Origin of the sequence: Rhodoferax sp. OV413 (assembly GCF_900104385.1) — a bacterium.
Lineage (GTDB): Bacteria > Pseudomonadota > Gammaproteobacteria > Burkholderiales > Burkholderiaceae_C > Rhodoferax_B.
Window position 1 is genome coordinate 1489635 of record NZ_FNJA01000001.1, and the last position, 23859, is coordinate 1513493.

Sequence of the window (23859 nt, forward strand, 5' to 3'; positions counted from 1 at the left end):
TTAAAACCAACCCTGCGGAATAATTAAAATATCACCAGGCCTCATTTCCACATTTCCGGAAACATCGCCACGTCGAATTAAATCTTTAAGACGAACCGAATATCTTTTATCCCCTTCGGAAGTGCGCAATATGGTGGCACCATTTCCATCAGCAAAATCTGTTAAACCGCCAACCGCAATCATTACATCTAAAACTGTCATCTTGTTTTTATAGGGTAAGGTTTGTGGTTTAGCAGCCTCCCCTACCACACGAATTTGTTCACTATATGGCCCAATAAACCCAGTAACAATGACAGTCACCACCGGGTCGCGAACAAATTTAGACAGTGCGCCCTCAATTTCACGAGCAACTTCGACAGAAGTTTTCCCTTGTACAACTAATTCATCGACCAACGGCGTAGTCAGTTTTCCGTCAGGGCGTACTGGTACTGACATAGATAATTCAGGATTACGCCAAACAATAATATTAAGAGAATCGCCGGGGCCAATAATATAGTTATAGCCGGAGGCAGCAGCAGCGGCGGGCGCTGCAGGAAATTTGGTTGAGAAAGTGGAGCATGCCGTCAATGAAAAAACAGCAATTACAAGAATCAACCGAATACTCTTTGTCAAAACAGCGTTGAAATTTTTCAAAATATATCCCCTGTGCATAACTTAAATTCTACCTATCGCGTCTATGAATGTAGCTTATTTCACACTGCGCACGTTATCGAAAATTCATCCTTTTCACACTAAGTCACGCCATCAGATCAACTGCTACCACACAAACGTGTCAGAACCACCACTTGCATACCCTAAACCCGCTACGTCAAGGTAATTTTCCATGCAAAATAGGTCTAATAAATTTAAGAAGAAGGCGTTGAAGAGGGTTGGAGTTGCCAAAAGGACGCCAGGTAAATTTAAGCCGTTGATGGTAGCCGTCAAAGTGCATGCCCCAAGGAGCAGCTCTGATGCCCCCACGGCCCAACAACACCTTGAGCACCGAAGTACCCATGACGCCGGAACACAGATCACATGCCATGATCGTGGATGGCCCACGCTTTTCTTGGAAATTTACCGCCTCGGGAGCAACCAGATAATTCCGATTAAGCATGGCTGGAGATAAGCCGGCAATGAAGCGGGCGTACTGCTCCTGCTGATCGAAGCCCTCGACCTTAAAGTAGTCCTCAAAGCTCATTCCATCCGGTCGAAAGTATAAAAATGCAACGCCCATTCCCAGAGGTGCAGCCGTCAACGCGGGTATGCCCTTTTCACGACATTTAGCAAACACCAGGCGTCGAGCTGGTAATGCAAAGAAATCTAGACTGTCGACATAAACATCAACATCACGCAAAAACTCATCTACGTTGTCCGCGTGTACGCCATCGGGCAGAAGTCGCAGATCCAATTCTGGATTGATATCACGTCCCATGTTAGCCAAGGTATCGAGCTTGGACTGCCCCATCGTCGACATGAATGCACCTGCTTGGCGATTGATGTTATGCACATCAAACTCATCAAAGTCACTGATAGTGAATTGACTAATCCCAAGCCGTGCGAGCGTCAACAAGTGCCCCCCACCCACCCCCCCTAATCCAGCTATCGCAACACGAGATTTGCGCAACTTATCCTGCTCAGCGAGCGTGACCCAACCAATGTTGCGCGAAAAGGCGCGGTCATAGTCGAAGGTGATCGGGTTAGCCATGGACGCGCTCACTTCCTAAATTTTTGTATTGTGCCCCGACGTCAGAAGGAGTCATCGCTTATGTATCTCGTTATAGTAGTCATGCAACATTAGATAGTGGCGCAGATGGCGCATTCACAAGGAAACCTTCGTGAGCAGTGACACACTGACGCATATTCTCGAACTCGCTCGCTGGGCACCGAGCGGGGACAATACGCAACCATGGCGATTCGAGATAGTGAACGACAAGCAAATCCGGGTGTATGGCAACGACACACGCGAGCATATCCTTTACGACTACGATGGGCACCCCAGTCACATTGCCCATGGCGCTTTGTTGGAAACGATGCGGATCGCCGCGTCGGGTTTTGCACTGGCAAGCCAATGGACTATTTCTTCGCCGAACGACGATCGCAATCCCATCTACGATGTTCGGTTCGAAAGCAATCCCACCATGGTCCGCGACCCGTTGTTCAACTCCATCGAAGTGCGAACAGTACAACGCCGTCCAATGAGGACTTCCCCGCTTACCAACCACCAACGCAAGGCACTTACTGACGCTGCAGGTACAAATTTCAGCGTTGAATTATTCGAATCGCTGGATGATCGCATCCGGATAGCCAAACTACTCTGGCACAGCGCAAAAATTCGTCTGATTTGTCCGGAAGCGTATCCAGTACACAAGGATATTATTGAATGGCGTGCTCGTTACAGCAAAGATCGCATCCCTGAGCAGGCCGTTGGCGTTGACCCCGCTACTGCCCGCCTAATGGAATGGGTCATGGAAAGTTGGGAGCGGGTTAACTTTTTTAACCGGTATCTTATGGGTACAGTAGCACCTCGCATTCAACTTGATCTGCTGCCGGCAATCTGTTGCGCAGCCCATTTACTGGTTAAGCCGAAGCACAAACCCGCAGAACTTATTGACTGGGTAAATCTGGGTGTAACGGTGCAACGTATCTGGCTTACCGCCACACGAGAAGGACTTCATTTACAGCCGCAAATGACTCCCATAATCTTCCGCTGGTACGCTCGCGCAGGACGCCATTTCTCCAAGGAGCCGGGCTTGTTTGATTTAGCTCTCAAATTGGCAAGTAACTTTGAGCGGCTAGTCCAATCACCTCAAAATGAAGATTTTGGATTTTTCGCCAGAGTTGGCATATCACAACAACCGAAAAGCCGCTCCATCAGGCAAGACCTTGCTTCACTGATGAAGGCTTGAGGTGCAACAGTGCCGTCCCTCCAACAATCAGCACAATTCCAAAAGCACGGAGGGCGGTAATTTCCTCATTAAAGATTGCCGCACCCGCAAGCACCGTAACGGCATTAGCCACAGCAAGCTGTAAAGGCACAATGACTGCAGCCCTACCACGCTGAAAAGCGGCTTGCAATAAGATCAGGCCGAATACGTTAGCCAAGATAACCGCCAATAACAGAGGATCAACTATGACGGCCCACGTCATAACAGTTTGTCCAGCAGCGGAATAGGCTACGGTCATTGCCTTCGTCAAAACCGCGCCAGAACCAAAGCAAAGCCCCACAACCAATGCCAGAAAAACCTCTGGCCGAAGTGCCCAACGGTTGGCGAACAACAACGTCAATCCGGCTAGCACCGCGCATACCAATAATATTTGCAGATGCATCGTATTAAATGAAGTGGCATACGACACCTCCGCATTCCAAGCTAGTGCGACTGCTCCCAGCACCGTCATCAACACGCCCCCCCACTCAACTATCTGAAGCCGTTCTTTGAGGAATACCACGGCCAAAATAACTAGCAGTAAGTCACCTGCAGACATCAGCGGCTGCACCAAGCTGATATCGCCAAGGGCCGTTGCTTGCACAAACAGCACCCAGCCGAAACTCGTCATGACGAACCCGAGTACCCAGCGCCAATCCGTCGCAAGTGAGCGGATTACTTGCCATACCGGTGCACCGCCAATCTTTGGCTGACCGTCGGCCGACAATTTCCAGAGAAAGTAGCCCAACTGAATCAATACAGTAGCGGCTAGCGTGATGAAGACTACGGCCATACAGGGTGTGAAATTGTGAGCCCTCATAATATACGGAGCGCAGCCGGCACGACATCAAATTGCTGTCGATATTTTTTACACCAACTCCTGAGGCGCAAGCCTACTTCACCATATTTTCTTCGCAAGCTGTTGATTTGTATAGGAAATTATCAGATTGGCACGGACCATGCATTTGTTCCATAGGCAGGTGCGGGATTGTCCTCACTGGCAATCAGATCTTCAACAGGTTTTCAGGAGTTAACGAAATGAAAAAATTTACAAAGTTCGCTTTGACAGCATTGATCGCAGGGATGACGATGGCTGCTCAAGCTTCGGTTGTCATTGACGACTTTGACGTCAATCAAGGTGTGGGTCAATTGAGCGATGCCAGCGCCGATGGATCTGGCGTTTACAACAGCGTTACCGGCCCTGCCTCAAGCATCTTGGGCGGCGAACGCGACATGTTTATTACAGCCCTGACTACCGACGGTTTTGGCGCACAAGTTTCGACCAATGTGAGCGGTGGCCTGCTGAAGTACAGCACGGACACCGGTGCGTCTGGTCGCTCCATTCTGAAATGGGACGGCGTTAACGGCGTCGCAGGCGTATCAACTGGTAGCGAAGCGAACTATCTGGCAACCCTGAATCCTACCGGCTTGGGTGGCCTGAATCTGGCTGCAAGCGGATCTGGTTTCAAGATTAAGGTCAAGGAATCTGATCTGGGCTTTGATTTCGCAATCACAGTTTACACAGATGCTACCCACTGGACTACTCTGGTTCTGTCGTCGGAAGCCCATCACAACTTCCTGCCTGACAACACTCCTATCGATTTTGCTGACTTCTTCGGTGTAGCCAATGAAGCAGGCACGATCCTGAGCAGCGGAGCACTGCGCTTCACCGGCACCGGCGGTTCTGCCGATTTGTCCAGTGTTGGTGCAATTCTCGCAACGATCAATTTCACCGGTAGCGAAGCCGAGATCGATCTGCAAATCGGCGACGTGCGTACCGTACCTGAGCCAACATCGATTGCATTGTTCGGCGCAGCTCTGCTGGCCATGGGTGCAGTTCGTCGCCGCAAGACTGAAGTTAAGTAATCAGCTTTCTGCTTGAAAAAAAGGGCACTTCGGTGCCCTTTTTTATTATCTCGGTGTGATTGAGCAGCCATCTACGGAAGACAACTAGACAAAGAACCCCACCCAGTCAATCGCAAGTGGGTCGGGATCGAGGCGCTTCTTAACGGAAGTAAGCAGGGACGAATGGACAGGAATTTTCTGAATCGCGATAAGCTGCAACGGGTTATCCATCAAACTGGCGATTCAAGTACGGGGCTATTCGACTCTATGTCGTGACCGGCACCCAGTACCGCTCTACAGCTTCGGCTTTGCCCTGCATACGGCCAGCATAGGCCTGTAGGGTTGCTACACAGTCCTGTCGAGACGTGAAAAACTCATTAAATTGGCTGCTGTAGAGCGCCATGACATCTATTTTTTTCCCCAACCGATCTGATATCTGAACCACCAAGGGTTCAAGTGCCAGCTCTGGCTCCATCGCGATTTGCTTGCGATATCGCGCCATCAGACGATATAGATAAATACTCACAGCGGGGACCGCTAACTGACGGACGACCCACGGCTGGAGGTTCTTCATCAATGCAGTCTGTCCATACGCGCTGGCTGCTTGCCGCCAGGCGTTTAAGGCATTGGCCGGAGCCAGACTGAGATCCGCTAGACCACGCTCATAATGAGCAATCTCATTGAGGCGATAACGGGTGCTATGGGGTATGCAGCAATAGGGAGCATCCTCATAAAAAAGCAGGTTTTTACGATCAATCCAAGGCTCGAAAACCAAGTGTGCCAGCACGTGGTCCACGTGCCAGCCTATGCCCAACGGCACGTAAATCTGTTCAAAATCCAACTCGTCAAGCAACGCGAACAACTTTTCGCGTAGGGTTGGCAGCCATTCCATATCTTGCGCGACGGGCGGACGAAACAGGTTTCCCAAACGCTGATAAGCATCGCGGCGAAACGGTGCGTCCAACTCCTGCAAGCTGAACGATTCAAACCCCAAAAATCCAGCCGCATCGGCCTCCTCTTGATGCCGTTCATCGCCCAAAACGGCGCCATGCAATTTCAACCCCGACAAGTACCGGGTGAACAAGTTGAGCACCAACACTGGCCCTTCCTCAACTAGCTTGGAAATGACCCCGCCGCACGAAAAAACTGCATCATCCAGATGGGGAGAGATAAAAACAGCGCGGTAATGCGTGTGGCGAGGCTTATCCATGGTGACCTAGCGCAAGCACATTGCGGTAGGCGGCCCCCAATGCCTCCACCACCAACTCCGGACGATAGGCACTGGCACGCTCACGGCCCGCTTCGCCCTGCGCGGCACGGGTAGCAGGTTCTGCTGCCAGCAGCAGCAAACGCCGGGTTAAATCATTGACCGAATCCGGATCAACGATAAAACCATTGACGCCTTGCGCAACCAACTCCTCTGCAGAAACGATAGCGCTGGTAACAATGACAGGACGCCCAAACCACATAGCTTCCATCACCACCAAGCCTTGTGTCTCCATCAAAGATGGCAACACAAACACATCACAGGCAGCGTAGTAGCGCGCCAGTGTCGGATGATCAAGAAAGCCTAGGAACTTGACCTTATGTTCTATGCCCAGCTCGGAACACAACGCTTCCAATGCATCGCCCTCGGGCCCATGACCGGCAATCCACAAGAAAGCGTCCGACACGCTTCTTTGTAACTCTGCAAAAGCCTTGATGAGATAAGGAATATTTTTCTCAGGCCCAAGTCGTCCAGCATACAAAATTGTGAAACCAGATGGGCGTTCAGCAGGCACCACATCTGCGCTAGCTTTGAACACCACAGGGTTTGTAATGAAGCGCACAGGGGTTTCCACGCCCTCACTGGATATTTGCTGCGCCAACTTGAGTGAAGGCGCAATAACCAGATCAAAACGATTGTTAAAAGCCACCATCATCTTCCGAATCAATCCTCGGAATGGCCGCATGGGCAATGGCTGCGTCAGGACCTCCGCACTGAAATGGTAGGTGGAGATCTGAGGCAGCTTGAGTGATTCGGCAACGCGACACACCTGCCACATCATGAAGCCCACGTAATGGTGGTGCACAAGATCCGGTTGTATCTGCTTGAGGATTCCACGCACAGTCGCGGTCGAAGGTAGTGCCTGATAAAACCCGTATGCCTTAAGAGTAAACACCCGATAAACGGTAACTCCTTCCCATTGCTCGATTTCAGGTTCACCTTTGCGTCGGGTGGTGATAACGGCAATTTTGTGACCACGCCGGGCCAACTCAGACGCAACCAGCTTGATATGAACTCCAACCCCGGTCGCTGCAGGCAAAAAATCGTCGGAAACCATGCAGATGCTTAGCGGTGTTGACATATTCAAACCTCAAAAATAATAGGTTCCAAGCATTTGTATGACGCGACGATCGGGCAGCACCCCGTATTCGCTGGAAGGCCGGCCCATGTGTTGTTGAAGCTGTAGGGCCACATCGAATTTGGACCAATGGTGCCGCAGCTCAACCCAAGCCAATCGACTGTGGTCACCCGCATTCACGCGCAGGAAAGCTGTCAAATCCAGATCCTTGAGCCAGAGGCTTTTCTGGGTCACATAAATCAAGTAAGCCTTACGGGATACCAGCTCCTGGAGCCGCTGGGCCTCCAGCAAGTAGGCGACCTGGCTCGCAGGCATTGCCCCCACAGCAGCCCAATCGGACTGCTTCAATGCAAAGCCGTTGTACTGGTACTCGGTCGTAACAGAAAGCTTGCCAAGCGTTGTGTAAGTAACACCACCGGTAAATCGATTCCGGGCGACGTCAGTGCCCGGCAATGCCAATGCACGACTCAACAGATCCGGCTCCTTGCCACGCGACCATTCCAGATGGGCAACAGCAGCATCCGACAACAACGCCGTAAGACTACTCCCCACAGTCGCCGGCTTATCTTGTTCCTTGTAGAGCAATACCTGGCTGCTCACACGTTGGGAAAACTGTGTACTGAGGGCCATCAGACCACGGTTCCGATTGTTGGTAGACCCAAGGTCGAGGCTCCAGCCATCGCTACTAGGTCGATTGGCTAGTTTTGGCGAATATGCCACCGACAACGCACCGTCGGACCACAGCCGCTGGCCGCGCAACATGACGGTGCCAAGACGATTTTCCCGCAGTGCAAATGGATTGGCTGTGGTCTGGTTGCGCAAGCTGCCATCGCGAAAGAAGTCGGTCGGGTTGTAGCCATAGCCAGGTCCATAGCGCAGATTGATTCGGCCAAACTCCACGACCGTATTGTTGCCTTCGGGCTGCCAGCTCAGATAGGCCTCGCGCAAACTATTGATGGTTGCGTCAGCACCGGCATCTGCAGGATAAACATGGTCAAGACGATCAGAGACAACAGCGCTATAACCCTGGCCAAGCTTCATAGAGTGCGAGAAGTCGAACGACGCCCGTCCGATATTGTTGCTATCCGTCTGGTAGCGCTGGCTGGCATTGCCCAACGCGCCCTCGACAAAAATCTTGGTACGTCCGCTAGCTTCGGGGGCAACTTCGGTGGCGCTTTCGAGACTGAGTGCATCTGCATCCATATCAGCGCACTGCGCAGGCAGTGCCTGCATCAACGCCATAGCAAGGGCAGAACAAAGCACGGAACGATTGAAAAAATGCATGGGCTTACTCGGGTTGGAAACGAGGCAAATAATCTCGCTGCAGCCATGTATCGGGAATGGCGCGTGCGACATAGTCAGAGAACCGCATCAGCGTGACCGATTGCGGATTGAGCCCGTCAATGATGACGGTCTCGGTGGGGCGCTCTACACCGAGTTGCGACTGAAATCGGCGGTAGTAAGCTGTCTTGAGCAAGCGCGACGACTCGGCAAAGAAGCGTGCCTTGATTGGCCGGTTGTTCTCCACATCGACCCACATTTCTATGCTGGCGTACGTTACATCCGGTGCCGATGCGGTAAGACCCAGCTTATGCGCCTTACGCGTACGACGCTCACCATCCTGCACTTCTTCTTCGCCCAGCAAGGTTGCACGGTAGTCCTTTGCCCAGTTCACGGTCGCCACGTCACCGTTCGATGCCTGCCCCAGCAGCCGCTGTTGCGGCGACAAGCGAACACTCGCTTTCGCCACCGGGTCGTAAAACCAAAGATCATTGCCATTCTTGAGCATCAACTTTCCCGCATCTCGGGCCGGCAGGACAAACCGGATCAGGCTGGAGAACTGTCCACTTTGCGGCAATGTGCGGGAATAGGTGACCAGCGTGCTGGTGTCAACTTGTTTGCTGGCCTGAAACTCAGTCAGGGTCACAGTCACGCTGAAGGGTCGCCCGGGATTGCGGATCGCATCACTCGCGGCCAGGATTTCGTCCGCATCGGGTGCGGCATATACAGCCCCACTACCCAGCATGCAGGAAAAGAAAAACACAAACAGAGACTTCATGGTGATGCAGCTTCCTTTTCAAACGTGGCGCAAAGCCTCCACGACGTCCAGCTTCGCGGCCCGGTGCGCAGGCCACCAAGCAGACAGGACGGCAATGCAGATGAGGCCAAAGGTCGTGCCTAGGATCATGCGGGTTTCGCCCCAGACCGTCAGAGTCAGCGGCAAGGGGTCGACTCCGCCAGGTGGTGACCATGTCAAGCCCATCTGGTTGGCTATGCCGGAGACGAGCAGCGCCACCACGACGCCAAGTACTGCTCCGCTCATGCCAAGCAACATCCCCTCAGTCACGAACAGTTGCCGAATGCCCGACCGCCGTAACCCAATGGCACGCAAAGTGCCGATCTCCACGGTGCGTTCAACTACCGCCGTATTCATGGTATTACTCACCGTGAACAGAACGATAGCGCCGATCAAGGCAAAAATGAATCCAAAAATCGTATCGAACAACTGGATGGTTTGGACATAAAAAGGGTTCAAGGTCCGGAAGTCCAACACAGCCAATGGCTGACTCACCGAGAATTTTTCCAGTATCGGCGCCAGCCGTACCAGTGCTGCCGGGATCTGCTCAGAGTGCTTGAGCTGGATAACGATAGATGTGACTTTGGGTTCAGACTTGCCGTAAATCAGCTGCTGCGTCTTGGCCAGATGCATCATCACGTAGACCTCATCGAACTCCTTGAATCCCTGCTCTTCCGCACGTATCACCTCCAGCGACGCAACATTCGGCGCGCCACGGGAGTTGCCTGCGAGCACTTCGATTCGGCGTGAACTGCCCTGCGCAGGACCTGATGCTGCGGGCGTTTCCAGCAAGCTGAGCTGGGCAATATCGTCTGGGGCCGCAGGGCCGTCCACTTTTTTCTCTTTTTCGGGCTTGGGGCAACGTGCAATCTTCAAGGCATCGCACAACTGCAGCACCCGCGCCACACCCGTGCCCACAATCGCAGCATCTGCAGGCGCACCTTCCAGCGCAAACACCGGAGAGCCGCTGCGCAGGCCAAAGTCGTTCCAGCGCCGCATGCGGTTCACATCCTCGGCCACAAAACCATTCCCGGTAATCGTGCGAGACACCCCAGCCGCGTAATTGCCGGCAATGCCGCCAAACTGCAGCGTCGGCGTGGCCACCAAGACCATGTTGCGCAGCACTTCATCGTTCTTGATAGCGGCCAAGATCTTTGTGTAATCGGCAATCCCGTAAGAAGTCGGGTTGCCGCTGCCATACAGGAAAAAATCCCGGTGCTGGATCTGCAAATGGCCACCGTTCTGCACATACTCGGTATGCATGGTCTGGTTGATATTCGTGCTGTAACCGCCAAACAGCAAAACGGAGGTGGAGCCAATCGCCATGGCCAGCAAGGTCGCCAAGGAGCGCCGCCGGTTCCGCAGCAGATTGCGCACTGCCAAAGACAAAATCATTATGTGGTCTCCTCCACGCCTTTGCGGCGCACACCACGGATCGCGCCGTCGTGCAGGAAGATGGTGTCGTCCGCAGCCTTGATCACCTCGGGGTCGTGGGACGAGAAGATGAAGGAAATCTGGTAGCGGTCGACCATGCGGCGCATCAGCGTCAAGATGGCGGCCCCGGTCTGGCTATCCAGATTCGCGGTAGGCTCATCGGCGATCACCAGTTTGGGCTTGCGGGCCAGTGCGCGGGCAATCGCCACCCGCTGGCGTTGCCCGCCTGACAACTGCCCAGGCAGGTTCTTCGCCCGGTCACTCAAACCTACGGCCTCGAGCAGCTTGGGCACACGCTCACCGCGCTTCTTGGCCGAGATCCCTGCCAGCAGCAGCGGATACTCAATGTTTTCATAGGCGCTCAGCACCGGCAGCAGATTAAAGTTCTGAAAAATGAATCCGATGTTCTTGGCGCGGAAATCGGACAGAGCGTCGTCGGTCAACTCTCCCACCTTGCAGTTCGACACGATGACTTCGCCTTTATCCGGCTTGTCGATGCAGCCAATCATGTTGAGCAGCGTGGTTTTGCCACTGCCAGACGGGCCTAACAGCACGGTGAAGCAGGCTTGGCGCACAAAGATATCGACACCCCGGATCACCGGGACGCTGACGGAATCCAGGTGGTAGGTTTTCTCGATCTGCGTGAGAACGGCCACAGGCCGGTAGCCTTTGGCTTGCTCCTCGGTTTGTTCAGTCATCTTTCGCCTTTATTCATGCCGTAGCCGCTACAGCTTATCGGCAAGCCGGGACAAGCAATTATTACCGGATACTGTAAGAAATTATTTCGAAATGATAGGGTTTAAACCCCGCCAATTCACTATTCATCCGCGGTAGTGGCCCGTGAAGCCGTGCTGTCACGGGCCAGCGCCTCCACAGCCGCTAAACTGAAGTTTTTCGGCGCCACTCCATGAACTTCCTGCGGCCTCCCCCTGCAACCAAATTCCTGATGGTCTGCAGAGCCAATATCTGCCGCTCGCCAATGGCGCAGGCGGTGGCGCAGCACCTGGTGGAACAAGCAGGCCTGGCACGCGATATCGTGGTGGACTCGGCCGGCACCCATGTGGGCAGCGCCAAAGCCAAGCCGGATGCCCGGGCCCAGACGCTTTTATCCCAACGCGGATATGCGCTCGGTAAAAACCGTTCCCGCCAAGTCATTGCCAAAGATTTTGACCACTACGACCTGGTCCTGGCCTTGGACCAGGCGAACCTGAACGACCTGCGCCAGCTGTGCCCGGCCGAGCACACCCACAAACTGCGCTTGCTGCTGGAATACGCCGAAGGCGTAGACCTGCGCGATGTTCCAGACCCCTACTACGGCAATCTCCAGGGCTTTGAGCATGTGCTGGAACTGTGCGAGGCCGGTGCACGCGGCTTGGTGGCTTCCTACCAAGCCTTCAAGCGCTAAACCTCAGACCTTGTAGTAGTCGCGGTACCAGGCGACGAAATTGCGGATGCCGGTCTGCACGCTGGTGCCGGGCACAAAACCAACCCAGTCCTGCAAGGCATCGGTATTCGCATAGGTGGCGGGCACATCACCGTCCTGCAATGGCAGCAGGCGTTTTTCGGCCTTCTGGCCCAGTGCATCCTCGATGCAACCAATGAAGTCCAGCAAAGGCACAGGATTGTTGTTTCCGATGTTGAACACCCGGTACGGCGCATTGCTGGTGGCCGGGTCGGCCAATACGGGGTCGTACTGGGGATCGGGAGCGGCAACGCGGTCCAGCACCCGGATCACACCTTCGACGATGTCGTCCACATAGGTGAAATCGCGCTGCATATTGCCGTGGTTGAACACGTCAATGGGCCGGCCCTCGAGGATCGCCTTGGTAAACAGGAACAAGGCCATGTCCGGCCGTCCCCATGGGCCATACACCGTGAAGAAACGCAGGCCGGTGGTCGGCAAGTTGTACAGATGGCTGTAGGTATGCGCCATCAACTCATTCGCCTTCTTGGTCGCCGCATACAGGCTCACGGGGTGGTCCACGCTGTCGTGCTCGGAGAACGGCATCTTGGTATTGCCGCCGTAGACGCTGGAGCTGGACGCATACACCAGGTGCTGCACCTGGCTATGGCGGCAACCTTCGAGGATATTCACAAAACCCAGCAGATTGCTGTCTACATAGGCATGCGGGTTTTGCAGCGAATAGCGCACGCCGGCCTGGGCGGCGAGATGGATCACGCGGTCGAATTTTTCGGTAGCAAACAGCTCGGCGATGCCGGAGCGGTCGCCCACGTCCAGCTGCACGAACTTGAAGTTCGCATGCGAGGTCAGACGCTTCAGACGGCTGTGCTTCAGGTTGACGTCGTAGTAGTCGTTCAGATTGTCCAAACCAACCACCTGGTCGCCGCGCGCCAGCAACTTCAACGATGCCGTCATGCCAATGAAGCCCGCGGCCCCCGTCACCAAAATCTTCATGACCCAATCCTTCGACTTGTACTATTGAAGGTCGATCTTAACTGGCCTGCCGCGTAGTATTCTCATTTAAGGCACACCTGCGAGGGAAACCGACCATGTTGAAAAAGATACTGCTAGCCAGCGCCCTGCTCGCCCCCCACCTGGCAGGCTCGGCGCTGGAGGTCAACCAGGCCACGGTCGCCGAGCTGGACGGCATCAAAGGCATAGGGCCCAGCCTGTCGCGGCAGATCCTGGCGCAGCGTGACCAGGGTAAGTTCAAGGACTGGGCCGACTTCCTGGCCCGGGTTCCCGGGGTAAAGGCCAAGACCGCCGCCCGGTTTTCCGACCAAGGATTAACGGTGGACGGCGCCACCTACCCACAGGCACCGGCCAAACCCTAGGCGGCCGCCCGCAGCGCCCGCCGATTCGCCTCAGCCCGCAAGCGGCTGAAGTTCAAGGCCACCAGCAACGCGCCCAGCGCCCCGGCCAGCAGTACCCAGCGGGTGCCCGCGTAGGCCGTCAACGCCCCGCCGGCCGCCACGCCCGCCGCCTGGCCCAGGAAGAAGCAGGAAGCAAACGAGGACACCGCCGCGCCCCGGCGCTCGGGCGCCATCTGCGTGGCATTGATCTGCAAGGTGTTGTGCAGCATGTAAAAACCCAGGCCCATCACAAAGCAGGCCGGAATCGCCCACCACCAGACCGGCGCCAGCCCCACGGCCAGCAAGGATGCCGCGATCAGCACGCCGCCCCAGCTGCTCAGCCCCACCTCGCCCAGGCGCCGCACCAGGGTGGCCGAGAAGATGGCAAACAGCAGGCCGCCAAAGCCAAACCACATCACCACCGCCCCGGCGGTAGACAGCGACACGCCAAACACGCCATGCAAATGGCTGGCGATGAAGGCAAACGCGCCGTACAGAAAAGCCCCCTCGGTAAACACCGTCAGCAGCACCACGCGCGCCCAGGGCTGGGACAGCACCTGGCCGAACTCGCTCAGCATGGTGCGCCGCGGATGGCCTTGCACCGCCCGCTGCTGCCGCGCCGAGGCCGGCAGCTGGCGGTTCACCATGAACAGCACAGCGCTGATGGTGGCGAAGCCGACGCCAATAACCAGGAACGGCAGGCGCCAGCCCACGCTGTCGGCCGCAAAGCCGCCCATCCACACCCCTACCGACAAGCCCATGATCTGCCCGATCAGAAACCGGGCCAGCACCGGCTGGCGCCGCGCATACGGCACCACGTCGCCAATCCAGGCCATGGACAGCGGGATGATGGCCGCCGCCGTCGCCCCGGCCAGCAGGCGCGCCACCAGCAGTTGGGGAAAAGTCTGCGCCAGGCCGCACAGCGAGGCGGTGATGGCGCAGGCCGCGCAGCCCCAGGCGACCACCAGGTACTTGCCAAAACGGTCGCCCAGCGGGCCGAACAGTAGCTGGGCCAGCCCATAAGCCACCGAGAACACCGTGATCACCCCGGCCGCATGGCCGATGGAGATGGAAAAGTCGCCGGCCAGCCGCGGCAGCAAGGCGTCGTTGATGCGCAAGGACACACCGCTGGCAAATGCAGCCAGCGACAAAGCGAGAACCGCCGTGCGGGGAATGGGAGCGTCGGCGTTGGTCATGCGCGATTGTCGCGTCCCCGGGCAAACCCTTGCTGGCCTGGGCCCAATGGAAACGCTATATTTTCTATAGCTGCTTGCGCAATCTATCTGTGCACCGGCGGCCCAATTGGCTCTGCATCTGGATTGCATGCAATCCAGATCCGTAAAGTTTTGCCCGTTGGCACTGGACAAGCTTGTGGATAAGTCGGGCAAACCACTGTATGCCGAAGCTAAGTACATGTTTTCAAAAGCTAAAGCTTATGCTGCCCATTTAATAGGCAGGTCGAACAAAGCGTCTTCATCGGCAGAATCGCCTACCATGGCCACCCCTGGTTTATCTGCGTGAAGGAGTTTTTTATGTGGCGACCTCTTGCCCATGCACTCGCCGTACTGCTGGCCGGCGCGGTGACGGCCTGTGCGGCCCCGGCGGCTAGCACGCTGGACAGCCAGCTCCAAGCCACGCGCTGGCAGCTGCAAACCGCCACCAACGGCCAGGGCCAGCCCATCACCGCCCTCTTCCCCACGGTCGCGGGCACCGAGCGGCATTTCGTACTGGAATTTACTGACGGCCGGCTAGGCATACGTGGCGGCTGCAATGCCATGGGCGGCAGCTACCAGATCGGCCCCGGCGCGCAGCTGCAGGCCGGCCCGCTGATGGCCACCCGCAAAGGCTGCGAAGCCCCGCTGATGCAGGCCGACGCCACGCTCAGCGCGCTGCTGGCCCAGGCCTGGCAGCTGCGGCTGGACCAGGGGCCGCCCCAACTGCTGCGGTTCGGCTCGGCCAATGGCCAGACACTGGTGTGGACGCGTGCACCCGCACCTTGATTGCTATCACTTAGATAGCTGCTTGCGCATACAGAATAAGCGCTAACGGGCTACTTAGCTCAAAGAAGCAGATCAGGCTGCGGCTGTGACCGCCGGCTGGCTGCGTTTGTGCTTGATGACCAGCCGGTCGGGCGACAAATACTGCGTGAGGTAGATGTCGAAGGGCATGGTGTCGGCGGCTTCGATGTCTTTCTGGGCCTGCACCGATGCGACGCTCATGGCTTCGAACTTGGCCTGCTGCTCGGCCGAGAACGGCAGGTCCAGCAACGTAGCCTGGGTCTGCGCCGACTGGGCGGCGATGAAAGGCACGAAGGCGCTACCGTAATCGTTCTGCATGGCTTGCAGCACCCGGGCCGACGACAGCAGGTCGGGATTCGCCAGCGCCGCATCGGCGGCCACCAGCGCGTCGCTGTACAGCGTGCCGCCATGGGCTGCGTCCAGCGCCGCGGCAATCGGCCGGCACTGGGCCACCAGCTCGGCGCCCCACTCGGTCAAAGCCACTTCCTGGCCGGCGCGCTCCAGGCGCAGGCCGGGCTCGCGGCCGCGGGCGGCCACGCTGTGCTGGTTGTGCGCAAGTTCGGTGATTTCCTGCGGCGTGTCGGGCGGGCTGTCGGACAGCAGGCAGTGCAGCAGGAACACGTCGATGAAACGCATGGTCTGCGCGGTGATGCCGACGGGCACGAACGGGTCGAGGTCCAGCAGCCGTACTTCCACATATTCCACGCCGCGCTCGCGCAGCGCATGCAGCGGGCGTTCGCCGGGGTGGATCACGCGCTTGGGGCGGATGGTGCCGTAGAACTCGTTCTCGATCTGCAGCAGGCTGGTGGCCAGCTGGTTGTAATCGCCGCCGGTGCCGCGCACACCCACCGCCTTGTAGGCCGGATACGGCCGGGTCAACGCGTCTTGCAGCGAGGCGCCATAGCCTTCCAGGCTGTTGTAGCTGACGGCCAGCGAGGCCTGGGCATCGCTCTGGTAGCCCAGGCGGCCCATGCGCAGCGAGGTGCCGTGCGGCATGTACATGGTGCGCTCGTTGAGCTGCTGCAGCTCGTGCTGACGGCCGGCGACAAAGCTGGAACACACGGCCGGCGAAGCGCCGAACAGGTATAGCAGCAGGAAAGCATGGCGGCGGAAGTTGCGGATCAGGCCGAAGTACTGCTCGCTCGTTACCTCCGGCAGCGACCAGTTGTAGTGGATGCCCGAGATGGTCTGCATGCGCCGGCCATAGCGGTGCCCCAGGCCCATGCGGTAGACGCTCTTGGCGCGGCCCACGTTCGATGAACCGTAGCGGCCGATGGGAATGGTCTCGTCGGTCGGCAGGCCGCAGGGCATGCTGGACACCCAGAGCATTTCATTGTCGCCCTGCGCCTGCAGGGTGCGGTAGGTGAACTGGTGGACTTCGGTGAGTTCGGCCAGGCAGTCTTCCACGCCGGCATGCACGCCGGTGATCAGCTCGACCTGCGATTCGCTGAAATCGGTGGTGATGTGCGGGTGCGTGAGGGCCGAGCCCAGGGCGGCGGGGTGCGGCGTCAGCGCCAGGCTACCGCCGGGCTGGGCGCGCAGGCTTTCTTTCTCCAGGCCACGGCGTATGCCCTTGAGCCTGTCGGGCGAAAGCGCGGCTAGGCGTTCCAGCAAAGCTGCTGGGGTAGGCACAGGGGAACTGCTCATCTGGGGTATATCCATATAACGAAACCGGGCACGGAAGGTATCACAGGCTGGCCCGGCGTGCAGCGCATACAAAAACGCCCCCACCCGCGTTGGGAGGGGGCGACAGGCGCTGTGCGGCTCAGGGTTTTGTGGTTTGCGCGACCACGCTGCCCGCATCCCAGCCGCCACCCAGTGCCTTGTACAAGCTCACCACGGCGTTCAGCTGGCTGCGCTGGGTGTCGATCAGGCCGGACTCGGCCTGCGCCAGGTCGCGCTGGGCGTTCAGCACTTCCAGGTAGCTGGAATAGCCGTTCTTGTAGCGCAGGTCGGCCAGACGCAGGGTGCTGCGCAGGGCTTCGATCCGCTTAGCCGTGGTGGCGGTGATCTCGCGGCCGGCGGCCACGTTGTTCAGCGCGTCATGCACATCGCGGAAGGCGTTTTGCACCGTCTGCGTGTACTGGGCCACTGCCTGCTGCTGGCGCGCGTTGGCGGCGGCCACCACGGCGTCGATGGCGCCGGCACGGAAGATCGGCTGGGTGAGATTACCCACCAGGTTCCAGAACAGGGAGGCCGGGTCGAACAGGTCCGACAGGTCTTTGGACTGGTAACCCACCCCGGCCGTCAGGCTGAGCTTGGGGAAGTAGGCGGCGCGGGCCTGGCCGATGTCGGCATTCGCCGCAATCAGGTTTTGCTCGGCGCTCACCACGTCGGGCCGGCGGGCCAGCACATCCGAGGGCAGATCCGCAGGAATCGCCTGGGCCGTGTACAGCGCGCCCAGGTCGGCACCGCGGGCCAGCACCGGGTTCATGATGTCGCTGGGCTTGCGGCCCAACAGCACGGCCAGCGCCGACTCGGCATTGGCGCGGCTCTGCCGGGTTTGCTGCAGCGTGGCCTGGATGCCAGCGGCTTCGGATTCGGCCTGGCGCAGGTCCAGCTCGCCGATCACGCCACCCTGGAAGCGGCGGTTTTGCAGGCGCAGGTTTTCGGTGCGGGTGGCCATGGTTTGCTCGCCCAGCACCAGCTGTGCATCGAGTGCGCGCAGAGCAAAGTAGCTCTGCGCCACGTTCGCATACAGCGTGGTCAGCACCGTGCCGCGGCTGGCGGCCTGGCCGAGCAAGCGGGCCTTGGCAGCTTCGTCGGCGCGCGCGTACTTGCCCCAGAAGTCGATCTCGTAGCTGGCGCTCAGGCCCAGCTGACGGTCGTTCGAATAGGGGTTGGCGCCCGGGGTAAACGAAGCCGAATTCTCACTGCCCTTGCGGCGCGTAGCGCTGGCATTCAAATCCACTGTGGGGTAGAAGTTGGACGCATTCTGGTCCAGCGTGGCGCGGGCTTCGGCAATGCGGGCGGTGGCCAGGGCCAGGTCCTGGCTGTTGCTCGCGGCTTCCTGCAGCAAGGCGTCCAGCACCGGGTCGTTGAAGCCCTTCCACCAGGCCAGCCAGTCCACATTGGTGGCCGTGCCGGTGCTCGTCAAGCTGGTTGGCAGGTCCAGCGCCGGACGCTGGTAATTAGGACCAACAGGGGCTATACCGCAGGCACTAACTGCGCAAGCAGCTACCAAAGTAATAGCAAATGACCGGATTGTGCGCTTACAGACCATGTTGCGCTCCTTCGCCATGGGCGGGTTTGTTCAAACTCTTGAAGTCGTCCGGCGTGCTGCGGAAGTGCCAATCGTTGACCAATTTAAAGAACAGCGGCACCAAAAACACCGCCAGGAAAGTAGCTGCCAGCATGCCGCCCAGCACACCGGTACCGATGGACTGGCGCGCTGCCGCACCCGCACCGCTGGAGAAAGCCAGTGGCACCACCCCCAAGATGAAGGCCAGCGAAGTCATCAGAATCGGCCGGAACCGCAGGCGGGCCGCTTCCAGCGCGGCGGCGACGGGCGACAGCCCCTCGTGCACCTTCATCATGGCGAACTCGACAATCAGAATTGCGTTCTTGGCCGACAAGCCCAGCAGCGTGACCAGACCGATCTGGAAGTACACGTCGTTCACGTAGTTGCGCAGATACACCGCCACCAGGGCGCCGAAGATGCCGAACGGCAGGGCCAGCAGCACCGAGAACGGCAGCGACCACTTTTCATACTGCGCGGCCAGGATCAGGAAAATCATTACAAAACCAGCCACCAACGCCAGCGAGCTGGAGCCGCTGCTGCGCTTCTGCTGGAACGCGGTACCGCCCCAGTCGAAGCCCACATCGCTCGGCAACACCTTGTTGGCTGCGCGTTCCATGGCGGCAATCGCCTGGCCCGAGCTGTAGCCGGGCTTGGGGTCGCCCAGGATCTGGATCGACGGCAACGCGTTGAAATGCTGCACCGAGTCCGGGCCGGCGACAAACTTCACGTCAGCGACCGAGCGGATCTGGATCATCTGACCGGTCTTGGAGCGCACATAGAGCGCGCCGATGTCGTCCGGCTTGGAGCGGAACTGGCCTTCGGCCTGCATCAGCACCTGGTAGATACGGCCGCTCTTGTTGAAGTCGTTCACGTAGTAGCTGCCCAAGGTGGCCGCCAAGGTGTTGTAGATGTCGGCCACGGCGATGCCCATGGAACGGGCTTTTTCGGTGTCCACACTCACGTAGAGCTGGGGCGAATTGGCCTGCCACAGGGTTTTGACGCCTTGCAGCTCAGGCTGCTTGTTGGCTTCTTCCAGCAAGGCCGGCAGCAGTTGCGCCAGGCGGCGCACGCCACCGTCACCCTTGTTCTGCATGTAGAACTCGAAGCCGCCGGTCTGGCCCAGGCCCTGGATCGCGGGCGGACTGAACGCCAGCGGCAGGCCTTCCTTGATACCGCCCGTCTTCCTGAAGAACTCGCCCACCAGGTCTTTGGCCGACTGGTCGCGGTGTTCCCACGGCACCAGGGGGAAGAACATCGTGGCTGCCGACGACTTCAGGCCGCCGCCACCCAGGAAGTTCAGGCCCACCAGGCTGAAGGTGGTGTCGATGTTTTTGTTCGAACCGACGGCAGCTTCGATCTGTTTCACCACATCGTCGGTACGCGCCAAGGACGAGCCTTCGGGCAAGATGGCCGCGGCAATAAAGTAGCCTTGGTCTTCATCGGGCACCAGGCCGCCGGGCACGATCTTGAACAGCACGCCCGTCAGCGCACCCATGCAGACAAACAGCAGCAAGCCCAGCACGCCGCGCTTCAGGAAGAAGGCCACGCCCTTGGTGTAGCGGTGCGTCAGCTTCTCGAAGCTGCGGTTGAACCAGCTGAAGAACTTGTTCTTGCGTTCGGCACCCGGCTTGAGCAACACCGCGCACAGCGCCGGCGTCAAGGTCAACGCGACCACACCGGACAGACACACGGCAATGGTGATGGTCACCGAGAACTGTCGGTACAGCTCGCCCGCCAGGCCGCCCAGGAAGGCCACCGGAATAAAGGCTGCGCACAGCACCAGCACAATGGCGATCACCGGGCCGGTCACTTCGCGCATGGCTTCGATCGCGGCTTCGCGTGGGCTCATGCCCTCTTCGTGCATCAGGCGCTCCACGTTTTCCAGCACCACAATCGCATCGTCCACTACGATACCAATGGCCAGCACCATGCCGAACAAGGTCAGCGTGTTGATGCTGTAGCCCAGCAGATGCAGGCCGGCCATGGTGCCGATCAGCGACACCGGCACCGCCAGCGTCGGGATGATGGTGGCGCGCCAGCTTTGCAGGAACAAATACACCACGATGAACACCAGCACCATGGCTTCCACCAGGGTCTTCAGCACTTCGCGGATCGACTCGGTCACGAAAGGCGTGGTGTCGTAGGGCGTCGAATAGGTCAGGCCTTCAGGGAACTTGGTCTTGAGTTCGATCAAGGTCTTTTCCAGCGCTTCGCGGGTGTCCAGTGCATTCGCACCGGTCTGCAGGAAGACACCGATAGGCACGGCGGGGTGGCCGTTCACGCGGCCAAAGAAGTTGTAGTCCTTGGAGCCAAGTTCGACTCGGGCCACGTCGCGCAGGCGCACGATGGAGCCCTTGTCGCCGCTGCGGATGACGATATTGGCAAAGTCCTCGGCTTCCAGCAGACGGCCCTTGGCGGTCACCGTCAGGGTCAGCTCTTCGGTGTTGTTCGGCGGTGCGCCGATCTTGCCGGCCGCGTACTGGGCGTTTTGCTCGGTCACGGCACTGCTGATGTCACCCACGGTGATACCCATCTGGGCCATGCGGTCCGGGCGCAGCCAGATACGCATCGCGTAGTCCTTGGCACCGAAGATCTGCACATTGGTGGTACCGGGCACGCGCTTGATCGCGTCCAGCACGTTCTGCGTCAGGTAGTTGGAGATGTACAGCGCGTCATAGCGGTCGTCGGGCGCATAGAACGCCGCCACCGCCATGAAGCTGGACGAGCTCTTGGCCACCGTCACACCCTGGCGCTGCACTTCCTGCGGCAGCTTGTTCAGCACCTGGTTGACGCGGTTGTTCACGTTCACCGCGGCGATGTCCAGGTCGGTACCCACGTCGAAGGTGATGCTGATGGCCACCGCGCCGTCGCCGGACGAGGTAGAGCTCATGTAGAGCATGTTTTCAACGCCGTTGATGGCCTGCTCGATAGGCGCGGCGACGGTGGTTTCCAGCACTTCGGCCGAAGCACCGGGGTAGACCGCGCTGACGCTGACCACCGGAGGCGAGATTTCCGGGTAACGCGAGATCGGCAGCACACGCATGGCGGCCAACCCGGCGAGCACCAGGAACAGCGATAGCACCGTCGCGAAAATCGGACGGTCAATGAAGAACTTGGAGAACATGGGTCTGTTGCTCCTTATTTCGCAGCAGCAGATGCAGCACTAGCGGGCGCAGCAGGTGGTTTTTCTGCTGCGGCAGGCGCGGCAGGCGGTTTGCCATCGGCAGCCTTGGCCACATAGGGCACGGGCTTGACGGTCATACCGGGCTCGTGCGCCTTGATGAAGCCTTCGACCAGCACCCGGTCGCCGCTTTGCACGCCCTTGGTGACGATCCATTCGCCCTTGGTCCAGCCGTCCAGCTCGACCGGACGCGGTGCCAGCTTGTTGTCGGGGGTGACGAGGAACACGATCTTGCCCATGGGGCTGTCGATCACGGCACGCTGGGGCACGCTGATGGAGTTAGGCCGGCTGGCGCCGCCCAGCAGCACGCGCACGAACTGGCCGGGGCGCAGGCTGCCATCGGGATTCGGGATCTCGGCGCGGGCATCGAAGCTGCCGGTGGCCGGGTTCACCTTTTCGCTGGCGAAATTCAGCTTGCCGGTGCGCGGGTACAGGCTGCCGTCGGCCAGCTTCACATTGACGCTGAAGCCCAGGCTGCCATTGGCCGAACGCTGGCCGGGCACGGCCAGTTGGCCGGACGACACTTGCTTGGTCATGCGCAGCAAGTCGCTTTCCGAGATACTGAAGTTCACGTAGATCGGGTTGGTCTGGACGATGGTGGTCAGCAGGCTGTCGCTGGCCGTGACCAGGCTGCCGTCCGACTTGCTGGCGGTGCCGGTGGTGCCACTGATGGGCGCGACCACCTTGGTGTAGCCCAGGTTCAGGCGGGCTTCATTGGCTTGGGCCTGGGCCTGCTTCAGCGAAGCCTCGGCCGATTCCAACGCCGACTTGCTGTCGTCGAATTCCTTCTGGCTGATGGCCTTCTCGGCAATCAGCGGCACCAGGCGGGCCTGATCGCGGCGGGCCTGGTTGACCTTGGCTTCGGCCACAGCCACCGTGGCTTCGGCCGAAGCGACCTGGGTCTGGAAGTTGGAGGGGTCGATCTGGAACAGCGGCGTGCCGGCCTTGACGGTTGCGCCTTCTTCGAACAAGCGCTTGTTCAAGATACCGGCGACGCGGGCGCGGACTTCGGTTTCACGCGAACCGGCGGTCTGGCCCACATATTCGAGCTCCACCGAATGCGACTGGGCCTGCACCGTCACGACCGACACTTCGGGCGGCGGCATCTGGCCACCCGCAGGACCGGCCTGGGAGGCAGACTTGCCGCAGGCCACCAGGGCCAGTGGCAGGGCGGCGAACAGAAAAGGTGCCATCCACCGCCGGCGCAACGAGCGCACATGGGGGTGATCGGTCGATGGAGCGCTGGAAGGTGCAATAGACATAGACATAGAAGTGTTTAAATGGTTGATGTAGTATTACATACATTCATGCATGTTTATCTCAAATTGGGTAGTAACCCTTAAGCAACCCCCATACCATGGCTAGAAAAACCAAAGAAGACGCAGAGCTTACGTACGCTGCGTTACTGGACGCCGCGGAACAGGTGTTTTTTGACAAAGGTGTGGCCCAAACCACGCTGAACGATATTGCCGCTGCCGCGGGCATGACCCGTGGCGCCATTTACTGGCATTTCAAAGACAAGGCCGATGTGCTGCAGGCCTTGATCAAGCAAGCCATGTTACCCATGGAAGCCATGCTCGTCGAGTTGGACATGTGTGCCGAGACCGATCCGCTGGGCGCCCTGCGCTATATGTGCATCCACGCGCTGACCAATCTGGCCCGGTCGACCCAGCAGCAAAGGATTTTCAGCATCATTTTTCTGAAGTGCGAAAACGTCGGCGAAGTCGTCACGGTGATGGAAGACAAGCTGGAACGCCGCGACGAATGCATGGCGCGGGTGCGGCGCAAACTGCTCAAGGCGGTAGAAATCGGCCAGCTGCCGGCCGACACCGATGTGTTCCTGAGCCAGCAGGTATTGAACAGCTTCATGGGGGGCACCATGCGCGAATGGCTGATGGCGCCGCACTTGTTCGCGCTGGACACCGCCGCCCCGGCCATGGTCGACATGGTGCTGGCCGGACTGCGCAGCAACCCGCCGCGCCTGCCAGCCCCGTAAGAAGC

Annotated in this window: 21 protein-coding genes; 6 read left to right on the forward strand and 15 right to left on the reverse strand. The window is 58.5% G+C overall.

Annotated features, from left to right (window positions below):
* Both BLT66_RS06850 and BLT66_RS06855 read right to left on the reverse strand, forming a co-directional pair.
* Positions 1 to 567, reverse strand: coding sequence for an XrtA/PEP-CTERM system exopolysaccharide export protein (locus BLT66_RS06850; RefSeq protein WP_369821584.1), 567 nt, complete (start codon positions 565 to 567; stop codon positions 1 to 3).
* A gap of 241 nt (positions 568 to 808) precedes the next feature.
* Positions 809 to 1684 carry a ThiF family adenylyltransferase gene (locus tag BLT66_RS06855; protein ID WP_092756837.1) on the reverse strand — a complete coding sequence of 292 codons (876 nt, stop codon included), beginning with the start codon at positions 1682 to 1684 and terminating at the stop codon, positions 809 to 811.
* 112 nt (positions 1685 to 1796) lie between these two features.
* Here BLT66_RS06855 and BLT66_RS06860 point away from each other — a divergent pair, with 112 nt between their 5' ends.
* Positions 1797 to 2885 carry a nitroreductase family protein gene (locus tag BLT66_RS06860; protein ID WP_218922582.1) on the forward strand — a complete coding sequence of 363 codons (1089 nt, stop codon included), beginning with the start codon at positions 1797 to 1799 and terminating at the stop codon, positions 2883 to 2885.
* Here BLT66_RS06860 and BLT66_RS06865 read toward each other — a convergent pair.
* Positions 2851 to 3696 (reverse strand): EamA family transporter, encoded by an 846-nt coding sequence (locus tag BLT66_RS06865; RefSeq protein WP_092756839.1) that lies wholly within the window; start codon positions 3694 to 3696, stop codon positions 2851 to 2853. The genes BLT66_RS06860 and BLT66_RS06865 overlap by 35 nt on opposite strands.
* 245 nt (positions 3697 to 3941) lie before the next feature.
* Here BLT66_RS06865 and BLT66_RS06870 point away from each other — a divergent pair, with 245 nt between their 5' ends.
* Positions 3942 to 4769, forward strand: coding sequence for a PEP-CTERM sorting domain-containing protein (locus BLT66_RS06870; RefSeq protein WP_092756840.1), 828 nt, complete (start codon positions 3942 to 3944; stop codon positions 4767 to 4769).
* A 244-nt stretch (positions 4770 to 5013) separates the two neighbouring features.
* Here BLT66_RS06870 and BLT66_RS06875 read toward each other — a convergent pair whose 3' ends face one another.
* The 6 genes from BLT66_RS06875 to BLT66_RS06900 are packed head-to-tail and all read right to left on the reverse strand — an operon-like array spanning position 5014 to position 11302.
* Positions 5014 to 5958 (reverse strand): PIG-L deacetylase family protein, encoded by a 945-nt coding sequence (locus BLT66_RS06875; RefSeq protein ID WP_092756841.1) that lies wholly within the window; start codon positions 5956 to 5958, stop codon positions 5014 to 5016.
* Positions 5951 to 7072, reverse strand: a complete 1122-nt coding sequence (locus BLT66_RS06880; protein ID WP_176954986.1) for a glycosyltransferase — start codon at positions 7070 to 7072, stop codon at positions 5951 to 5953. Before BLT66_RS06880 ends, BLT66_RS06875 begins: the two co-directional genes overlap by 8 nt.
* A gap of 33 nt (positions 7073 to 7105) precedes the next feature.
* Positions 7106 to 8377, reverse strand: a complete 1272-nt coding sequence (locus tag BLT66_RS06885; RefSeq protein ID WP_143029155.1) for a hypothetical protein — start codon at positions 8375 to 8377, stop codon at positions 7106 to 7108.
* A 4-nt stretch (positions 8378 to 8381) separates the two neighbouring features.
* On the reverse strand, positions 8382 to 9152 hold the full coding sequence (locus BLT66_RS06890) for an outer membrane lipoprotein-sorting protein (RefSeq protein ID WP_092756844.1): 771 nt from the start codon (positions 9150 to 9152) through the stop codon (positions 8382 to 8384).
* An 18-nt stretch (positions 9153 to 9170) separates the two neighbouring features.
* On the reverse strand, positions 9171 to 10565 hold the full coding sequence (locus tag BLT66_RS06895) for an ABC transporter permease (RefSeq protein ID WP_092756845.1): 1395 nt from the start codon (positions 10563 to 10565) through the stop codon (positions 9171 to 9173).
* Positions 10565 to 11302 (reverse strand): ABC transporter ATP-binding protein, encoded by a 738-nt coding sequence (locus tag BLT66_RS06900; RefSeq protein WP_092756846.1) that lies wholly within the window; start codon positions 11300 to 11302, stop codon positions 10565 to 10567. Before BLT66_RS06900 ends, BLT66_RS06895 begins: the two co-directional genes overlap by 1 nt.
* A 209-nt stretch (positions 11303 to 11511) precedes the next feature.
* Between BLT66_RS06900 and BLT66_RS06905 the strand changes: the two genes are divergently transcribed.
* Complete coding sequence (locus BLT66_RS06905; RefSeq protein ID WP_176954987.1) at positions 11512 to 12009, forward strand: low molecular weight protein-tyrosine-phosphatase; 498 nt, start codon at positions 11512 to 11514, stop codon at positions 12007 to 12009.
* 3 nt (positions 12010 to 12012) lie between these two features.
* On the opposite strand, the gene BLT66_RS06910 is transcribed toward BLT66_RS06905, so the two are convergent.
* On the reverse strand, positions 12013 to 13020 hold the full coding sequence (locus BLT66_RS06910; RefSeq protein ID WP_092756848.1) for an NAD-dependent epimerase: 1008 nt from the start codon (positions 13018 to 13020) through the stop codon (positions 12013 to 12015).
* Positions 13021 to 13115: 95 nt separating this feature from the next.
* On the opposite strand from BLT66_RS06910, the gene BLT66_RS06915 reads away from it, so the two are divergent.
* Positions 13116 to 13400, forward strand: coding sequence for a ComEA family DNA-binding protein (locus tag BLT66_RS06915; protein ID WP_092756849.1), 285 nt, complete (start codon positions 13116 to 13118; stop codon positions 13398 to 13400).
* Here BLT66_RS06915 and BLT66_RS06920 read toward each other — a convergent pair.
* Positions 13397 to 14614 (reverse strand): MFS transporter, encoded by a 1218-nt coding sequence (locus BLT66_RS06920; RefSeq protein WP_092756850.1) that lies wholly within the window; start codon positions 14612 to 14614, stop codon positions 13397 to 13399. The two genes, BLT66_RS06915 and BLT66_RS06920, sit on opposite strands and share 4 nt — an antisense overlap.
* Before the next feature lie 336 nt (positions 14615 to 14950).
* Here BLT66_RS06920 and BLT66_RS06925 point away from each other — a divergent pair, with 336 nt between their 5' ends.
* On the forward strand, positions 14951 to 15418 hold the full coding sequence (locus BLT66_RS06925; protein WP_092756851.1) for an META domain-containing protein: 468 nt from the start codon (positions 14951 to 14953) through the stop codon (positions 15416 to 15418).
* 72 nt (positions 15419 to 15490) lie between these two features.
* Here the strand turns inward: BLT66_RS06925 and gshA are convergent, their stop codons facing one another.
* From gshA to BLT66_RS06945, 4 genes are all read right to left on the reverse strand, one after another.
* Complete coding sequence (gshA, locus tag BLT66_RS06930; protein ID WP_092756852.1) at positions 15491 to 17083, reverse strand: glutamate--cysteine ligase; 1593 nt, start codon at positions 17081 to 17083, stop codon at positions 15491 to 15493.
* A gap of 118 nt (positions 17084 to 17201) precedes the next feature.
* Positions 17202 to 18677: an efflux transporter outer membrane subunit gene (locus BLT66_RS06935; RefSeq protein ID WP_092756853.1), complete on the reverse strand. Its 1476-nt coding sequence runs from the start codon at positions 18675 to 18677 to the stop codon at positions 17202 to 17204.
* On the reverse strand, positions 18649 to 21801 hold the full coding sequence (locus BLT66_RS06940; protein ID WP_092756854.1) for an efflux RND transporter permease subunit: 3153 nt from the start codon (positions 21799 to 21801) through the stop codon (positions 18649 to 18651). Before BLT66_RS06940 ends, BLT66_RS06935 begins: the two co-directional genes overlap by 29 nt.
* Before the next feature lie 14 nt (positions 21802 to 21815).
* The gene (locus BLT66_RS06945) at positions 21816 to 23126 is read right to left on the reverse strand and encodes an efflux RND transporter periplasmic adaptor subunit (RefSeq protein WP_092756855.1); all 1311 of its coding nucleotides are present in this window, start codon (positions 23124 to 23126) and stop codon (positions 21816 to 21818) included.
* 89 nt (positions 23127 to 23215) lie between these two features.
* Between BLT66_RS06945 and BLT66_RS06950 the strand changes: the two genes are divergently transcribed.
* Positions 23216 to 23854 carry a TetR family transcriptional regulator gene (locus BLT66_RS06950; protein WP_092756856.1) on the forward strand — a complete coding sequence of 213 codons (639 nt, stop codon included), beginning with the start codon at positions 23216 to 23218 and terminating at the stop codon, positions 23852 to 23854.
* Positions 23855 to 23859 lie beyond the last annotated feature (5 nt).

Coding starts and splice junctions, on each gene's coding strand:
- BLT66_RS06855 (WP_092756837.1), bottom strand. CDS start 1,684: ATGGCTAACCCGATCACCTTCGACTATGACCGCGCCTTTTCGCGCAAC.
- BLT66_RS06865 (WP_092756839.1), bottom strand. CDS start 3,696: ATGGCCGTAGTCTTCATCACGCTAGCCGCTACTGTATTGATTCAGTTG.
- BLT66_RS06870 (WP_092756840.1), top strand. CDS start 3,942: ATGAAAAAATTTACAAAGTTCGCTTTGACAGCATTGATCGCAGGGATG.
- BLT66_RS06875 (WP_092756841.1), bottom strand. CDS start 5,958: ATGGATAAGCCTCGCCACACGCATTACCGCGCTGTTTTTATCTCTCCC.
- BLT66_RS06880 (WP_176954986.1), bottom strand. CDS start 7,072: ATGGTTTCCGACGATTTTTTGCCTGCAGCGACCGGGGTTGGAGTTCAT.
- BLT66_RS06885 (WP_143029155.1), bottom strand. CDS start 8,377: ATGCATTTTTTCAATCGTTCCGTGCTTTGTTCTGCCCTTGCTATGGCG.
- BLT66_RS06890 (WP_092756844.1), bottom strand. CDS start 9,152: ATGAAGTCTCTGTTTGTGTTTTTCTTTTCCTGCATGCTGGGTAGTGGG.
- BLT66_RS06895 (WP_092756845.1), bottom strand. CDS start 10,565: ATGATTTTGTCTTTGGCAGTGCGCAATCTGCTGCGGAACCGGCGGCGC.
- BLT66_RS06900 (WP_092756846.1), bottom strand. CDS start 11,302: ATGACTGAACAAACCGAGGAGCAAGCCAAAGGCTACCGGCCTGTGGCC.
- BLT66_RS06905 (WP_176954987.1), top strand. CDS start 11,512: ATGAACTTCCTGCGGCCTCCCCCTGCAACCAAATTCCTGATGGTCTGC.
- BLT66_RS06910 (WP_092756848.1), bottom strand. CDS start 13,020: ATGAAGATTTTGGTGACGGGGGCCGCGGGCTTCATTGGCATGACGGCA.
- BLT66_RS06915 (WP_092756849.1), top strand. CDS start 13,116: ATGTTGAAAAAGATACTGCTAGCCAGCGCCCTGCTCGCCCCCCACCTG.
- BLT66_RS06920 (WP_092756850.1), bottom strand. CDS start 14,614: ATGACCAACGCCGACGCTCCCATTCCCCGCACGGCGGTTCTCGCTTTG.
- BLT66_RS06925 (WP_092756851.1), top strand. CDS start 14,951: ATGTGGCGACCTCTTGCCCATGCACTCGCCGTACTGCTGGCCGGCGCG.
- gshA (WP_092756852.1), bottom strand. CDS start 17,083: ATGAGCAGTTCCCCTGTGCCTACCCCAGCAGCTTTGCTGGAACGCCTA.
- BLT66_RS06935 (WP_092756853.1), bottom strand. CDS start 18,677: ATGGCGAAGGAGCGCAACATGGTCTGTAAGCGCACAATCCGGTCATTT.
- BLT66_RS06940 (WP_092756854.1), bottom strand. CDS start 21,801: ATGTTCTCCAAGTTCTTCATTGACCGTCCGATTTTCGCGACGGTGCTA.
- BLT66_RS06945 (WP_092756855.1), bottom strand. CDS start 23,126: ATGTCTATGTCTATTGCACCTTCCAGCGCTCCATCGACCGATCACCCC.
- BLT66_RS06950 (WP_092756856.1), top strand. CDS start 23,216: ATGGCTAGAAAAACCAAAGAAGACGCAGAGCTTACGTACGCTGCGTTA.